At 48.7% G+C, this 15,162-nt stretch carries 13 protein-coding genes; 12 read left to right on the plus strand and 1 reads right to left on the minus strand.

Annotated elements, in window-relative coordinates:
• The first annotated feature begins 1,311 nt into the window (after positions 1-1,311).
• From IM456_RS08970 to sigC, 3 genes are all read left to right on the plus strand, one after another.
• Positions 1,312-2,283: a LysR family transcriptional regulator gene (locus IM456_RS08970; RefSeq protein WP_287692699.1), complete on the plus strand. Its 972-nt coding sequence runs from the start codon at positions 1,312-1,314 to the stop codon at positions 2,281-2,283.
• A gap of 43 nt (positions 2,284-2,326) precedes the next feature.
• Entirely contained in the window at positions 2,327-3,388 is a 1,062-nt protein-coding gene (locus IM456_RS08975) for an anthranilate phosphoribosyltransferase family protein (RefSeq protein ID WP_149986929.1), read from the plus strand.
• 232 nt (positions 3,389-3,620) lie between these two features.
• Positions 3,621-4,865: an RNA polymerase sigma factor SigC gene (sigC, locus tag IM456_RS08980; RefSeq protein WP_287692696.1), complete on the plus strand. Its 1,245-nt coding sequence runs from the start codon at positions 3,621-3,623 to the stop codon at positions 4,863-4,865.
• 345 nt (positions 4,866-5,210) lie between these two features.
• On the opposite strand, the gene IM456_RS08985 is transcribed toward sigC, so the two are convergent.
• Entirely contained in the window at positions 5,211-6,473 is a 1,263-nt protein-coding gene (locus IM456_RS08985; RefSeq protein WP_149986927.1) for a sulfonate ABC transporter substrate-binding protein, read from the minus strand.
• A gap of 216 nt (positions 6,474-6,689) precedes the next feature.
• Here IM456_RS08985 and IM456_RS08990 point away from each other — a divergent pair, with 216 nt between their 5' ends.
• The 9 genes from IM456_RS08990 (at position 6,690) to IM456_RS09030 (ending at position 14,974) form a co-directional block, all read left to right on the plus strand.
• Positions 6,690-7,364, plus strand: coding sequence for a cadmium resistance transporter (locus IM456_RS08990; RefSeq protein WP_149986926.1), 675 nt, complete (start codon positions 6,690-6,692; stop codon positions 7,362-7,364).
• A gap of 106 nt (positions 7,365-7,470) precedes the next feature.
• Positions 7,471-8,544 carry a sulfate ABC transporter substrate-binding protein gene (locus IM456_RS08995; protein WP_149986925.1) on the plus strand — a complete coding sequence of 358 codons (1,074 nt, stop codon included), beginning with the start codon at positions 7,471-7,473 and terminating at the stop codon, positions 8,542-8,544.
• Positions 8,545-8,564: 20 nt separating this feature from the next.
• Entirely contained in the window at positions 8,565-9,563 is a 999-nt protein-coding gene (locus IM456_RS09000) for a PstS family phosphate ABC transporter substrate-binding protein (protein WP_149986924.1), read from the plus strand.
• Between the two features lie 20 nt (positions 9,564-9,583).
• The gene (gene pstC / locus IM456_RS09005; protein ID WP_149986923.1) at positions 9,584-10,528 is read left to right on the plus strand and encodes a phosphate ABC transporter permease subunit PstC; all 945 of its coding nucleotides are present in this window, start codon (positions 9,584-9,586) and stop codon (positions 10,526-10,528) included.
• 6 nt (positions 10,529-10,534) lie between these two features.
• A complete protein-coding gene (pstA, locus tag IM456_RS09010; RefSeq protein WP_061430480.1) occupies positions 10,535-11,431 on the plus strand; it encodes a phosphate ABC transporter permease PstA in 897 nt (298 codons plus the stop codon).
• Between the two features lie 57 nt (positions 11,432-11,488).
• Entirely contained in the window at positions 11,489-11,899 is a 411-nt protein-coding gene (locus IM456_RS09015; RefSeq protein WP_149986922.1) for a cupin domain-containing protein, read from the plus strand.
• Between the two features lie 284 nt (positions 11,900-12,183).
• The gene (gene pstB, locus IM456_RS09020) at positions 12,184-12,981 is read left to right on the plus strand and encodes a phosphate ABC transporter ATP-binding protein PstB (RefSeq protein WP_149986921.1); all 798 of its coding nucleotides are present in this window, start codon (positions 12,184-12,186) and stop codon (positions 12,979-12,981) included.
• Positions 12,982-13,053: 72 nt separating this feature from the next.
• Positions 13,054-14,145 (plus strand): calcium/proton exchanger, encoded by a 1,092-nt coding sequence (gene cax / locus IM456_RS09025; protein WP_149986920.1) that lies wholly within the window; start codon positions 13,054-13,056, stop codon positions 14,143-14,145.
• Positions 14,146-14,281: 136 nt separating this feature from the next.
• Complete coding sequence (locus tag IM456_RS09030; protein ID WP_149986919.1) at positions 14,282-14,974, plus strand: cadmium resistance transporter; 693 nt, start codon at positions 14,282-14,284, stop codon at positions 14,972-14,974.
• The last annotated feature ends 188 nt before the right edge of the window (positions 14,975-15,162 follow it).

Here is a 15,162-nt window from a genome sequence, read left to right on the forward strand (position 1 = left end):
ACAATTCCTATTTTTTCATAATTAGGGGTCTCAAGACCCCCCTAGCGGCCACCGAGAAAACCTTCACCAGCTAAGTATTTTTACTCAAGTCTCTGGAGGGGGACAGCTTATGTGACAGTTGAGGGTGCGGAATGTGGGTTACAGGTACTCCCAATGTCCAGTAGGTAATGTTGGTATCTGTGACACTTGGGGTGAGACCTTGGCCACTGTTTAGAACTATTGTAGAAGCTTGAACTTGCGTTGGTAAAACTGCCGTTCCCAGGGTAGCGAGGGCGAAGAACCCCAAGAAACTACGGGTAAATTTGCTATTCATTAGACAACTCTCCAATTCAGTTTACATATTCCGGTTCTAATTGCTCCCCCCCCCAACAAATGTATCCTACAGTACAATTTAATAATTGTTGGTATTTCTTTTCCTAACTTAGGGATTCACCGGGGAAGATTACCCCGCACTAACTAGCTGATAGACTGGGAAAAACAGCTTTGATCAAGGCGATTGATAATTCCCTAAATATTCGACAAAGTTGAGTCTTGAATGAAGATAATTGTATAAGTGTAAATCTGCTGTTACAAATTTCACAAATGAACATAATTGTATAAGTGTAAATCTGCTGTTACAAATTTCACACCAGCAGACTGAGCCAATGCCAGATCAAGCAAATCAGCAACTGTTCTATTCTCAAAAGTTCAGTAGAATCTGCCATGATGCCAACCCGCGCCGCCATTTTTTTCTCTTCGGCGATCGATCTGTTCTACGATAGCAAGTTTGGGGGCGTTTGTGTGGTTTGATTGCTTTCTCTAAAAGCAGGAAAAGCTGTTGCTTAAGTAGCTGGTTATAATTAAATTGAAGATAGATTTTAGGTTCGATCCCCCCCGCCCCCCTTAATAAGGGGGGTGCCGATAGGCGGGGGTATCCCCCCTTGATAAGGGGGGTATCTGACAACTTTTAACACCTACCTACTTAACTTTCTCCCAGATTACATTCCTAGGAATCCCTAGCAAGGTAGAAAATATTCTGATGAAATCAGGATTGTTGAATCTGCCAGAAAAAAGACAGTTCAACAGCCCAATTATGAGCGAGAAGTAGTTCAAGGCTGACCGATGAAATAACTGATAAGTACCTAAGCAAAATTAATTACACATATCTAACCACCTCTTGCCTCTTGCCTTTTGCCTTTTGCCTATCTTCACTAGGAAATTTATTTTGCACGACTACTTAACTGAGAAAACGGTAGCAATTTCTACCAAAAGTCAGAATAAAATTCGTTATTGTCATAAGGTCATGACGGAATGTAATTAAAACCAGAAAGAATGCGGATCGAGCAATTGCAAGCCTTTTTAGCCGTAGCCGATACGGGCAATTTTGGTCAAGCCGCGCGCCAGTGTGGAGTCACCCAATCGACTATCAGCCGCCAGATTCAATCCCTAGAAACCGATTTGGGCTTACCTCTTTTCCATCGTACCGCCCAAGCGAAATTAACCATTGCTGGCGAGAAATTACTGCCCCGGGCGAAACGAATTTGTCAAGAATGGGCGAATGTTCACGAGGAAATCACCGACCTACAGGCAGGAAAACAGCCAGAATTGTGCGTGGCGGCGATTCATTCCGTGTGCGCCCACTATTTACCGCCGATTTTGCCGAAATTTTGTGCTGAATACCCAGAAGTTCAGTTAAGAGTTACAGCACTAGGCAGCGATCGCGCTTTAAAAGTGTTGCGGGATGGTTTAGTAGATGTGGCCTTGGTAATGAATAATCGTTTTCTCACCGCTAGCCCGGAGATGGTGGTCGAGGTATTATACCAAGAAGCGATCGAAATTCTCATGGCCGCTAATCATCCCCTCACCCAATACAAAGAAGTGCCATGGTCAGAATTAATCCCCTATCCGCAAGTGGTTTTCAAAGACGGCTACGGAATGCAAAGATTAGTACAAGAATGGTTTTCCCGTCAGGATGCCCACCTGAAAACTGTCATGGAATTAAACACCCTCGATGCTTTTCGCGGTGTGGTGCGTCAGGGTAATATTATCGCTCTTCTGCCCCAATCCGCCCTGATGGAGGCCCGTAGCGATGCCACCCTCGCCATTCGTCCTCTTGCTTCCCCTAGTAGCGAAAATCCCCATCTTAATAATGGTAAATTTAGTCATCGTCTCACCCGTCAGGTAGTCCTTGTCACCACTAGCGATCGCCTACAGATACCACCGATCGCTCATTTCTGTCAATTAGTGCGGCAAATGAAGCAAAGTGTGGTTAAAAGCCTAGAAAACCACCCCGTCCAGCCTTAGCAATCCCCATCAATCCCATTTACCCTTTATTTTCTTCCTTGAGATGAGTGATACTTTTCGAGAATTATTAAAAGTGATCGGTAGTGGCACCCATACGGGCAGAAATTTAACCCGTCCCGAAGCGGCGATGGCCACCAAGATGATGTTAACCCAAGAAGCAACCCCGGCCCAAATCGGTGCTTTTATGATTGCCCATCGCATTAAACGCCCCACCAGCGATGAGTTAGCGGGAATGCTTGATGCCTACGCCGAGCTTGGCCCGCAAATAACCCTAGAATCAGCCTCTTTTCAGCATCCGATCGCTATTTTTGGCAATCCCTACGATGGACGCTCTCGCACTGCCCCGGTTACTCCGATCACTACTTTAATCTTAGCGGCGGCGGGGATTCCCGTAGTCCTGCATGGGGGCGATCAAATGCCAACTAAATACGGTATTTCCCTCAGGGAAATCTGGCAGCAATTAGGAGCAGATTTTAGTCAATTATCCCTAGCAGCAGTGAAAGACTGTTTAATCACCACGGGATTCACTTTTTTCTATATTCCGCGCCATTTTCCCCTAGTAGAGAATTTTGTTACCTATCGGGAGCAAATCGGTAAACGTCCGCCCATGGCCACGGTAGAGTTAATCTGGTCGCCTTTTGTGGGTAATATTCATCAGATATCGGGTTTTGTTCATCCCCCCACCGAAGATCGTTTTCGCGAAACTTTTGCCCTGAGAAATATCTCTCACTTCACCACCGTGAAAGGATTAGAGGGTAGTTGTGATTTAGCCTCTAATCGGACGGCGATTATTGGTCTGGGAAATCCCACCGATCCCCCTTCCTTTCAGCGATTTTTCTTAAATCCTCGCGATTATGGCTTTTGTCCGTCGGATTATCCCCTCGAATCTTTAGAAATGCTCACCGCTAAATTAAAGGGTTTATTAGCTGGAGAAAACAATGAATTAACCGATGCGGCAATTTTTAACGGTGGTTTTTATCTTTGGCGCTGTGGAATTGCCCCAGATATCCCCACCGGTTTCCAGCAAGCACAACAATGTTTACAGTCAGGAAAAGCCCTGGCTAAACTAGAACAAATCCGTAATTATCTCGAAAATCAGGAATAGATAGCAATAGGGCTGTAGGGGAAATTACTTCTAAATCAATCATTAATTCGAGAAGTTGGGACAAGAAGGTAAACCCCAGACTTGCTGTAACTTCTAGGTTTAAAGATAAATACTTTTGAGAAAAAATTTTTCCCGACTGCATCATTTCCTCGCTCAAGCGGGAAAGCTATGACTACGGTGAACGATTTAGAAGTTTCTAATTCCTATCACATTCGTCCGTAGAGAAGCCACCATGTCTGCAATTAACCCCTCGACGCTCGAAACTGAATTTATCTCTCCCTCTTTTTCTGTTCTAAAACTGAAGGAAAACTCGATCGACCTAGATGAGGATTTTCTCGGCCGTGATTTAGAAGATGATCTAGTATCTAGTCCCCAAAAAAGCTACAGCAACCGTACAACTACTGACCTAGTACAATTATACCTACAAGACATTGGCAGAGTGCCTCTACTCAAACGGGAGGAGGAAGTTGAACAAGCGCAACAGGTACAGCGTCATCTGTCCCTACTGAAATTGCGCGCCACTGCCGTTAAACAAGGTGATGCACAAGTACAGAAATTTGTCAAGTTAATTGAGATTCGTGATCGGCTAACCGCTCAATTAGCCCATCGTCCCTCCCTAGAACGTTGGGCAAAAACCGCCCAAATCACCGTGTATGAGTTAAAAAATGCTTTAAAAGCAGGAAAACAGCGTTGGGCGCACCTAGCGGGCTTAGAAGTGGGGAAATTAGAAGAAATTATTACCCTTGGTACCCGTGCCAAAGAACAGATGATCAAGGCCAATTTACGTCTGGTGGTGTCGGTGGCCAAAAAATATCAGAATCGCGGTTTAGAATTATTGGATTTGATTCAAGAGGGAACCCTGGGTTTAGAACGGGCCGTCAAGAAATTTGATCCCACCAAAGGCTATCGTTTTAGTACCTATGCCTACTGGTGGATCCGTCAAGGAATGACGAGGGCGATCGCAACTCAAAGCAGGATTATTCGCTTACCGGTTCATATTACCGAAAAACTCAACAAAATTAAGAAGGCACAACGGAAAATCTCGCAAATGCGCGGTCGCACTGCGACCGTAGAGGAAATTGCCCAAGAGTTAGCTCTGACTCCTGAAGCTGTGCGGGAATTGTTGATGACAGTGCCGCGTTCGGTTTCCTTGGAAATTAAGGTAGGTAAGGAAAAAGATACGGAATTATTAGACCTTTTGGAAACCGAAGAAGTGTCTTCAGAAAATCATCTTGTCTATGAATCTTTGCAAAGAGATATGAGAGAATTATTGGCAGATTTAACCACTCGCGAACGAGAAGTGATTGAATTGCGCTATGGTTTTCTCGATGGTAAATCCCATTCTTTAGGTGATATCGGTCGCACTTTGGAATTATCCCCGGAAAGGGTACGACAAATTGAGTCGAAAGCGTTGCAAAAATTGCGTCAACCCTGGCGACGTAACCAAATTCGCGATTATTTTGAAGGTTTGAGTTAGTTGGGGTATGCTGAAAAAGTTTTTCCCTGGCGCAGGGTGTGGGGAGTATTTTCAGTGAACAGTAAACAGTAATCAGTAATCAGTGATCTGAAAATACTACCTATTTTTTCGGAGATTTTAACTCACCGAGAATAAGGATTTGATGATACCAAATCCGTTTTTAATACTGTGATTAACTCCCCAGTCATGGATTGTTTCTCGCTGCTCTGGCGCTCCCCACTCCCCTATACCTTTTAAACAGGATTTAGGATAAATCCTGTTATTAAAAACTGATTATTTATTCCCCCTTTTGCCTCTTGCCTCTTGCCTATCCTGATATGTAGCCTATGCTCAACGGATTTAGTATTAATATGTCCAATTTTGTTTCGTCTGTAGGGTGTAGGTTCCGTCGCGCACATTGACCCGATGGGGGATCAGCTTCAGGTCTCGGAAGATATTAGCTTGGTGTTGTAGGGCCGTCAGAGAGCGATCATCGATCGGGATAATGGCACGTTCAGAAGCCCGTTGTTCGAGATTAGTCACGATCGCTGGATCGATCTCGTGGTGAGCTGCCAAGCGTCTCGTCGCCTCTAACTCCTGTTGTTTCGCCCAGGCACCCGCCTCGTTCACCTCTTCTAAAATCACCTTCAGTACATCGGGATAATCGCGTACCAATTCGGGAACCGCATAATAATAGGTCGGCACTTCTAGAGAGGCGTTTTCCCCGAATATACTCTCTAGATCGGCGACCGATCTTCCCGGATAGGTGCGCGTCTCGGTGGGAGAGTAGGGAACCCACACCACCCAAGCGTCGATCTCACTGCGACGAAAAAGCACCAGTGCTTCCGGTTGAGTCGCATACACCGGTTCGATATCGCTTAATTCTAGATTCACTCTCATCAGTGCGCGGATGAGGACATAATGGGCGCTCGAACCCCGATCGAAGGCGATTCTTTTTCCTTTTAAATCCGCCAACGTCTCTATTGGCGAATCCTCTGGTACGAGAATCGCCTGACCTTTCGGGGCGGTATATTTTTCCTTGGCCACCCGGACGAAGACGTGTTCCGCCGCTTGGGAGAAAATACTCGCCGTACCGCCACCACCGCAGAAGTCGATCGTTCCGTTGCTCAAGGCCTCGATCAGAGAGGAAGCGGCCAGAAAACTCGTCCACGTTACCGTCACCCCAAAGGGTTTTAAGCGTCTTTCCAGAAAGGCCTGGGCGCGGAGAACTTCCAGATTGGTCATACCCTCGGGATAGCCGATCTTGAGGGTTCCTAACCGCCGCGCTTGTTTGGCGAGAGGAGTGATATCGGAGGGGGTCGAGCGCTTGAACCAGCGATCGATCGCGATACAGAAGAGAATTCCAGCGATAAATAATCCCACGGTTTCCAATAGCCGGGGAGTCGTATTTCGGGGGAATTTAAAGCTATCGACGAGGTTCAGAATCAGGTTATCGGATCGAGAATTTTGACCGACGGCGATCTCGCGTAGCGAGCGCTTTGCGTTCGTGTCGGAAAATCCAGCCAGGAGAAAGCTCCCGACGAGGCTGGTCACAAAAAGCACTGCGGGAAGAACTGCCCGCCAATTTCGCCACGGTTTCCAGAGACACTTGATCGAACGGTGGAGCATGGGATTTCTCGCAGAAAACAAGATTTATTATCGGGAAAGGAGACAAGAGGGAAGGGTTTCCCAACTTGATCGGGAGAGGTTCCATTAGTTTTATCTACATACTATAAAAATCCACGACTCCTCGATTGTGTAACAAAGTACATTTATAAATGTATTGAAAATGATATAGTTTTAAAGTGAAATTGCGCCCGCATTTGAGAGATCGAGGTAATATGGATGGATTGGTTGATCGAAATCGTCAAAATCGCGGTGGCCACCGGCATAGCCACCACCTTCGACGACAATATTTATCTAACCGGCTTTTTTAGCGAGGTAAATCGTACCTTTCGCCCGGTTCACGTTGTCGTCGGCGAGCTAGTCGGGTTTACGGCCTTAGTATCGGTTAGCTTGCTGGGTTTTCTACTCGGCTTAATCATCCCGCCGATTTATATCGGTCTTCTCGGAATGCTGCCGATCCTCATCGGTGTGAGAAATTTACTGACGTTAAATCGCGATAACGAGAGGGAAACCGCAGATCGCAAGGTGAATTTGCGAAGAAACGCCCGATTTCACGGATTCGCCTCCCGCAGACTATCCCTCGGTCAAGTCTTCAGCGATCGCCAAACCTATAAAGTTTCCGCGGTCACGATATCCAATGGCGGCAATAATCTCGGTATCTATATTCCCCTATTCGCCAATAGTACCGTGGCGCAGTTAGCCGTAATCATCCCGATCTGCTATCTAATCGTCTGTACTTGGTTATTTCTCTCCTATAATCTAACCCGCCAACCGGGGATCGCGGTTGTCCTCAGCCGTTATGCCAGTAAGCTTTTCCCCTTTGTGCTGATGTGGTTGGGGCTACGGATTATTCTCGATAACGGCTCCTATCGCCTGTTGATTCCCATCGGGTAAATTAGGCCCCCCGTAAACGCCAATCTCCGGCTCCCACGGGAGTCAAAATTCAGGAAGAGAGAATAAAAATTAGTTGGTTTAGAGCAACCTTATCGAGAAAATCCCGATGAATGTATCACTGTTGCCAATTCGATCGCTGTTTCGTCCCTTTCGTTCCTTATCGGGGAGGAGCTTCCTTTCCTTCCTGTTAGTGGGAATGTTGGCAAGTCTCGCCCTCGCCTCCTGCGGGGGAATCGGCTCGAAACCGGAGGTGAAACTGAATCTCGTTTCCTTCTCGGTCACGAAAGCCGCCCACGACCAGATTATCCCGAAATTCGTCGAGAAATGGCGGAAAGAGCATAACCAAAAAGTCATTTTCCAGCGGAGTTACGGCGGTTCCCTGGCCCAGGCCGATGACGTGATCGCCGGGAAACAAGAGGCGGACGTGGTACATCTCGCCCTTCCCCTCGACGTGATGCGGATATCTCAAGCCGGCCTGATTAATCGCGGTTGGGAAGATCGGGTGCCGCGGCGGGGGGTGGTGAGTCACTCGGTGGCGGCGATCGTGACGCGGGCGGGAAATCCGAAAAAGATTCAATCTTGGGCGGATCTGGCTAGAGAGGACGTTACGGTTCTATCCGCCGATCCGAAAACTTCCGGGATCGCTATTTGGCAGTTATTAGCCCTCTGGGGTTCGGTGACGCAAACGGGGGGCGAACCGCAACAGGCATGGGATTTTGTCCGCCGGATCTATCAAAAGATTCCCACCCTAGCCAGGGACGCGCGGGAAGCCAGCAATGCCTTTTTCCAAGAAGGAAAGGGGGATGTTTTAGTCACCTACGAAAACGAGGTAATTCTAGCGGCAAGAAATCAACCAGATACCAATTACTTAGTCCCCCCGGTCAATATCTCGATCGATAATCCCGTGGCGGTGGTGGATAGAAATGTCGATAAACACGGCACGCGAGAGGTGGCCGAGGCCTTTGTGAATTTCCTCTATTCCGAGCCGGCACAACAGGAATTGGCCAAATTAGGCTATCGCTCGGTCAATCCCTTCGTGGCCAAGGATGAAGGATTACAATTCCCGCCGATCGAGACCCTTTTCAACGCCCAAGATCTCGGCGGCTGGACGTTGATCGAAAAGGAATTTCTGGCCAATAACGGCATCTTCGAGCAGATTAAAAACCAGTCGGCTTCCTAACATTTTTCCCGCTTTAATCTATGAAATTCTCTCATTATTTTTTCCTAATCTCCCTTCTGATGGCCAGTAATTTGATCGCCGGTTGCGGTCGCCCGGCCGACTCAGCCGAGAAAGAAGCGCCAGTCTCGATCGACGGTGGTGCGGTGGGTTTCGCCCTTTCCCTCGCCGTTGCCGAAGAATATCAAAGAGTCCATCCCGAAGCGCGGGTAAGCGTCGCCACCAGTGGAACCGGGGGCGGTTTTAGTAAGTTCTGCGCCGGAAATCTCGACATTGCCGGGGCATCGCGGGTGATCCGGAAAGAAGAGATCGAGAAATGTCGGGAAAACGGCGTGGAATTTCTGGAATTACCGATGGCGATCGACGGATTGGCGGTGATTGTCAATAAAAAAAATCAATTCGCCAAGTGTTTAACGATTAAAGAACTCGATCAAATGTGGAACACGAAAGCGGAGGGTAGGATTACCAGTTGGAAACAGATTAATCCGCAATTTCCCGACGAAAGATTATTACTTTTCGCCCCGCCTTCCGATACGGGAACCTTCGATTATTTCACCCAAGCGATCACGGGAAAACGGAGAAATAGCCGCACCGATTTTACCCCGAACCGCAATCAAAACGCCCTCGTACAGGGGGTGATCGGCAATCCATCCGCGCTTGCCTATTTAGGCATCTCTTTCTATATGCAGAACCAAGATCGATTGAACTTGGTGGCGATCGAAAATAATGAAGGAAAATGCGTCAAACCGGTCCCCATCGATAACGTTCTCCGCAATGTCTATAATCCCCTTTCCCGTCCCCTGTTTATCTACGTCAACAAGAATAATTTAAAAACGAATCCATCCCTGGAAAAATTCGTGCGCTTCTATTTAGAAAATTCCTGGAAATGGGTCGATGGCGTGGGTTACGTCGCTTTACCTGATGAGGCCTACGTCAAAACCCTGCGGAAATTCGAGCGCGGGGAAACGGGATCGAAATTCGGCAAAGCTAAACCGGGAGAACCGATCACGAACTTTATCTAAAAAAGGAATTTTGTCAAACCATGACCTTAACCCCGAGTTCTTTCGATAATTCTTTTTTGCCGGCAGATAATTCGCTCCTCAAGCGCCCCGGCGACGATATTCAAGAGAAGATAATCGCGCTGATTCTCTTCGCTTGCGCTTTCGTTTCCGTGGCGACGACAATCGGCATCGTGGCGATTATTTTTAGCGAAACCTGGGGATTTTTTCAAGAGGTATCTTTCGCCCAATTCTTTCTCGATACCCGTTGGACTCCACTGTTCGCCACCCCTCATTTCGGTATCTGGCCGCTAATTAACGGGACATTTTTAACCACAGCGATCGCTATGTCCGTCGCGGTTCCTTTAGGCCTATCTTCCGCGATCTACCTCGCCGAATACGCAAAACCGAACCTAGCGGCGATTTTACGCCCCGCGGTGGAACTTCTTGCCGGGATTCCCACGGTGGTGTACGGGTACTTCGCCCTACTCGTTGTCACGCCCACTTTGCGGAATCTTTTCCCCGTCGAGATTTTTAACGCCCTCAGCGCCGGGTTAATGATGGGGATCATGATCACTCCCACGGTGGGATCGATTAGTTTAGACGCGATCCGAGCGGTTCCCCGTTCCCTGCGCGAGGGTTCCTATGCCCTAGGAATTACCAAGCTGGAAACGATTTTTAAAGTGGTTCTCCCCGCCGCCCTCTCCGGGATCATGGCCTCGATTATTCTGGGAATGTCGCGGGCGGTGGGGGAAACGATGACGGTGTTGATCGCCGCCGGCTCGCAACCCCGGCTTACCCTCAATCCCTTCGAGTCGATCGCCACGATGACCGCTTTTATGGCCGAGATTTCCGGGGGAGATGCGCCCCGGGGCAGTCTCAGTTTTAAAACCCTCTACGCGGTCGGCGCGGTGCTTTTTCTGATCACGTTGGCACTGAATCTGGCCAGTTACTGGATCTCCCACCGTTTTAAAGAAAAATACGATTGATTTGCCATGGTTAAATCCTCTGTTAAGTCCGATACCGTTGAATTTATCGACCATCTCGAACGCCGCGAGGCGATCGGCAAATTCTGCGAGTATCTTTTCCTCTTCGGTTTACTGATCGGTTTGTTCGTTCTGGCGCTGTTGGTGTTGAATATCGCCCACGATGGACTCGGACGACTCTTAACCCCCGGATTCCTCACGGAAACGCCTTCCCGTTTCCCGGAAAGGGGCGGTATCCGTCCGGCGATCATCGGTAGTTTCTATCTGGGAATTATCGTGCTTCTCGTGGCGGTCCCGATCGGGGTCGGGTCGGCTTTGTATCTAGAGGAATACGCCCCGAAAACTTGGTGGACGGCACTGATCGAGGTGAATATCGGCAATCTGGCCGGGGTTCCCTCGATCGTCTACGGCTTATTAGGATTAGCGGTTTTTAACTATCTGCTCAATTTTGGCCCGACGCTGATTTCCGGCGCGTTAACCCTTGCGCTTCTCTCGCTGCCGGTGATTATCGTCACGGCGCGGGAGGCGATCCGGGCGGTTCCCGATTCCCTACGCCAAGCCTCCTACGGTCTAGGCAGTACCAAATGGCAGACGATCCAACACCATGTTTTACCCTACGCGGTGCCGGGGATTCTCACGGGGGTGATTATCTCCGTGTCGCGGGCGATCGGAGACGCGGCTTCCTTAATGGTCGTCGGCGCGGTTAGTTTCCTCACTTTCGATCCGGGTTTATTCCAACGCTTTATGGCACTACCGATTCAAATTTTCAGCTATATCACCCGTCCCGAACCCGGTTTCGCCAATGCTGCGGCGGCCGCGATTATCGTTCTGATCCTGTTAATTCTCGCCCTCAACGCCATCGCTATCTATCTACGTCAACATTATTCCCAATCGAGTCAACCTTGATGGCTCCACTTTTCCCTCTTAACCAATCGTTTAATCCTATTGAGGATATCTTGAACCATGACCGACTCCCTTAGAGCAAATGACGGCGTTTTCAACCTGGAATTTTCACCTGAGTTCGTTCAACAATTCAGCCAAGGTAGATTAACAACTCTGGAACAAGTGGCTCAGTTTAACCCGGAAGGCTATGTGAAGCGATCGATTTTCAAAACCGATTCTTTGCACTTTGGCCTGTACTGTCTAGAGCCTGGACAAATTAACGCCCGACACAAACATCCTCAGAATGATGAAATTTGCTATGTCGTCCAGGGAACGGGGGAGATTGTCATTGGAAATGAAATAGCGGCAGTGGAAGCCGGAGTTTTCATCCATGCACATCAAAGCGTTGAGCATGAAATCAGAAACACTGGGACGGAACGGATGTTGATTATTGTCGTTCAGTCTCCGCTGCCACTGAAAACTGAGCGTTGATTGGAAATGGCGAAAAACCTCTATGTTTCTGATTTAGATGGAACCCCAGGCAATAATCTTGCGGTTCTCTCTGACTTCGATCAATAGCCTGGGACTTAACCATTGACAGGATTGCCAAATATGAGCTATGGGTTTCGGGCATTTTAACGTGATTTCTTGATCACTTTTCAGCGCTCGCTATCCTTGGGCAATTAATCGCCAAAAGTCTGATGAGAAAGCCATCTGGATGGCTCCTTTTTTCCCGCTTAACCAGTCGTTTAATCACACTCAGGAGAATTTTTACCATGACTACCCACCTTAACGCCGATCACAGTGTTTTCGAGGCGGAAGGAGTGAAAGTTTTTTATAACGGGTTTCTCGCTCTTCTGGACGTTCATATTAAAATTCCCGCGCGAAAAATCGTCGCCTTTATCGGGCCGTCTGGTTGCGGGAAAAGTACCCTCTTGCGCTGCTTTAACCGAATGAACGATCTGATCCCCGGCGCCAAGGTGGAGGGAAAACTACTTTACCGAAATCAGAATATTTACGATTCGCAGGTCAACGCGGTCAAGTTGCGGCGACAGGTGGGGATGGTTTTCCAACGTCCGAACCCTTTTCCCAAGAGCATTTACGAGAATATCGCCTACGCACCCCGAACCAACGGTTATCAGGGAAATCTTGAGGAATTGGTCGAGTATTCCCTGCGGCAGGCGGCGATCTGGGAGGAAGTAAAGGACAAACTGAAAGAAAAAGGAACGGCACTATCGGGGGGACAGCAACAGCGCCTCTGTATCGCCCGTGCGATTGCGATGAAGCCGGATGTTTTATTGATGGATGAACCCTGTTCGGCCCTCGATCCCATCTCTACCCGTCAGGTGGAGGAATTGTGCCTACAACTGAAGGAAAGTTACACGATCATTACCGTCACCCACAATATGCAGCAGGCATCGCGGATCGCCGACTGGACGGCATTTTTTAACACCGAAACCGATCCCTCCGGGAAACGCCGGGGAAAATTAGTCGAATTTAGCCCCACGGAAGTTATGTTCGGCAATCCGCAAACCGACGAGGCCCGGGAGTATATTACCGGGCGATTTGGGTAATTGAAACAGAAAAAAAGCCGATAGTCTGTTTTTCACAACCGTGCGCGGTTTTATGCCGAGACACCCATTGCTATGAATAGAAAGGACTGGATTTTCGCTATTTTGTTGGTTTTTGTCCCGATCTCGATCGCCTGGAATTTCCTGCGTTGGGACGTGACGATCGTTTTCCTGAGTGCCTGTCTAGCGATTGTTCCCCTGGCCGCTTACATGGGAAAGGCAACCGAGGAAATCGCCGTCGTGGTCGGTCCTAATCTTGGCGGTTTAATGAACGCCACCTTCGGCAACGCCACCGAATTAATTCTCGCCTACGCCGCCCTGGAAGAGGGGTTGATCGAGGTGGTGAAAGCGACGATTACCGGTTCGATTATCGGGAATCTGCTGCTGGTAACGGGCTTGTCGATGTTTTTCGGCGGCTTACGCTATAAAGAACAGAAATTCCAGCCCGTGACCGCCCGTTTAAATTCCTCGTCGATGAATCTCGCCGTGGCAGCGATCCTCCTACCCACGACCGTTCAATACACCTCCGCCGCAATCGAGGAGAGCGTCCTACAGCGTCTCTCGGTAGCGGTGGCGGCGGTATTAATTTTTGTGTATTGCCTGAGTCTGCTGTTTTCGATGAAGACCCACACTTATCTTTACGAGGTGGGGGTCGCCGATCTCGATCAAGAGTCGGGGGAAGCGGTAAGCGTAAAAAAGCCGAATCTCTGGCTCTGGGTGGGGATATTACTGCTGGTGACGATCGGGGTGGCGGTCGAATCGGAATTATTAGTTAATACCCTAGAGGAAGCCACGCATAAATTAGGATTAACGACCCTTTTCACGGGGGTGATCCTGCTGCCAATTATCGGCAACGCGGCCGAACACGCCACCGCGGTTAGGGTCGCCTTAAAAGACAAAATGGATCTGGCGGTTTCCGTGACGGTGGGTTCGAGTCTGCAAATCGCACTTTTTGTCGCACCGGTTCTCGTAATCGCGGGTTATTTCCTCGGTCAGCCGATGGCTCTCGATTTCGATCCGTTTGAATTGGTCGCCGTCGCCGTCGCCGTCTGGCTGACTAACTCGATCAGTAACGACGGTCGCTCGAACTGGCTAGAGGGTATATTACTCGTCGCGACCTACACCGTCATCGCTCTCGCTTTCTTTTTCCATCCCGCACCGGGATAGAGCGATCAGTCGTGCGAAATACAGTTTCTCGATCGGGATAGGTAGTAGGATTCTCCTGTGGCCAAACCTTTGAAGGAAAAGCCGAACAAGGCATAACCAACGGAAAAACCCGACGGCCATCTTAAGGAAAAAAACGATGATCGAGATTGTGATCGCGATATCTACCGGTGTAGCAGCATTCGTCGCCACCAACCTCGACGATATATTGATCCTGACGATTCTCTTCAGCCAAACGGGGAAACTCTTCCGTCGTCGCGATATCGTGATCGGTCAGTATATCGGCTTTATTCTGCTGGTTATTGCCAGTTTAGCAGGATTTTTCGGTTGCTTTCTCATCCCTACCCCATGGATTCGCTATCTAGGCCTCGTTCCTGTGATTCTCGGCATCTTTTCCCTTCTCAAAGAAGAGGAGAAGGAGGAAGAGCCAGAGAATGTCGAAGTCAACCTAGAGGGTGCGAAACATTCCCCCTTCGGTCGTTGGTTTGACCCGCGCACCTATAGCGTGGCTGCGTTGACCGTCGCCAACGGCAGCGATAATATCGGCATTTACGTTCCCCTTTTCGCCAGTAGTAGCGTAACAAGTCTGATCGTTATTGTCAGCGTGTTTTTGATTCTGGTGGGGGTTTGGTGTGCGATCGCCTACGGGTTGACCAGCGTGCCGACCATCGCCACTATTCTAACCAGTCAGGGAAGTACCTTCGTTCCCTGTGTGCTGATCGGTCTGGGGATTTTTATCGTCAAAGAAAGTATTTCCCTCGCGTTTTTGGCCTTAGCAATTAGCTATCTCTGGGCGATTGTCGGTCGCAGTAAAAAACTGGCAAAAAAATAAAGTACCATTTATTTCCCAGGCAGAATCATCACATCCCAAGGGGGTAATTAGGGTTTGCGGCAAAAAGTTTTTCGTGGGGACAGGGTGTGGGGTGTGGGGTGTGGGGTGTAGGTTTTTACCGATTCTCATCTGGTCAATTACCTAATTTTCAGAGAAAAAGTACCTGAATTTTCCCCCCCTCACTCCCA

Origin of the sequence: Microcystis sp. M079S1 (assembly GCF_020246425.1) — a bacterium.
GTDB lineage: Bacteria > Cyanobacteriota > Cyanobacteriia > Cyanobacteriales > Microcystaceae > Microcystis > Microcystis aeruginosa.

Bases quoted from the DNA above. Each gene is read 5' to 3' on its own strand.
- IM456_RS08970 (WP_287692699.1), top strand. From the start codon at position 1,312: ATGCGGATCGAGCAATTGCAAGCCTTTTTAGCCGTAGCCGATACGGGC.
- IM456_RS08975 (WP_149986929.1), top strand. From the start codon at position 2,327: ATGAGTGATACTTTTCGAGAATTATTAAAAGTGATCGGTAGTGGCACC.
- sigC (WP_287692696.1), top strand. From the start codon at position 3,621: ATGTCTGCAATTAACCCCTCGACGCTCGAAACTGAATTTATCTCTCCC.
- IM456_RS08985 (WP_149986927.1), bottom strand. From the start codon at position 6,473: ATGCTCCACCGTTCGATCAAGTGTCTCTGGAAACCGTGGCGAAATTGG.
- IM456_RS08990 (WP_149986926.1), top strand. From the start codon at position 6,690: ATGGATTGGTTGATCGAAATCGTCAAAATCGCGGTGGCCACCGGCATA.
- IM456_RS08995 (WP_149986925.1), top strand. From the start codon at position 7,471: ATGAATGTATCACTGTTGCCAATTCGATCGCTGTTTCGTCCCTTTCGT.
- IM456_RS09000 (WP_149986924.1), top strand. From the start codon at position 8,565: ATGAAATTCTCTCATTATTTTTTCCTAATCTCCCTTCTGATGGCCAGT.
- pstC (WP_149986923.1), top strand. From the start codon at position 9,584: ATGACCTTAACCCCGAGTTCTTTCGATAATTCTTTTTTGCCGGCAGAT.
- pstA (WP_061430480.1), top strand. From the start codon at position 10,535: ATGGTTAAATCCTCTGTTAAGTCCGATACCGTTGAATTTATCGACCAT.
- IM456_RS09015 (WP_149986922.1), top strand. From the start codon at position 11,489: ATGACCGACTCCCTTAGAGCAAATGACGGCGTTTTCAACCTGGAATTT.
- pstB (WP_149986921.1), top strand. From the start codon at position 12,184: ATGACTACCCACCTTAACGCCGATCACAGTGTTTTCGAGGCGGAAGGA.
- cax (WP_149986920.1), top strand. From the start codon at position 13,054: ATGAATAGAAAGGACTGGATTTTCGCTATTTTGTTGGTTTTTGTCCCG.
- IM456_RS09030 (WP_149986919.1), top strand. From the start codon at position 14,282: ATGATCGAGATTGTGATCGCGATATCTACCGGTGTAGCAGCATTCGTC.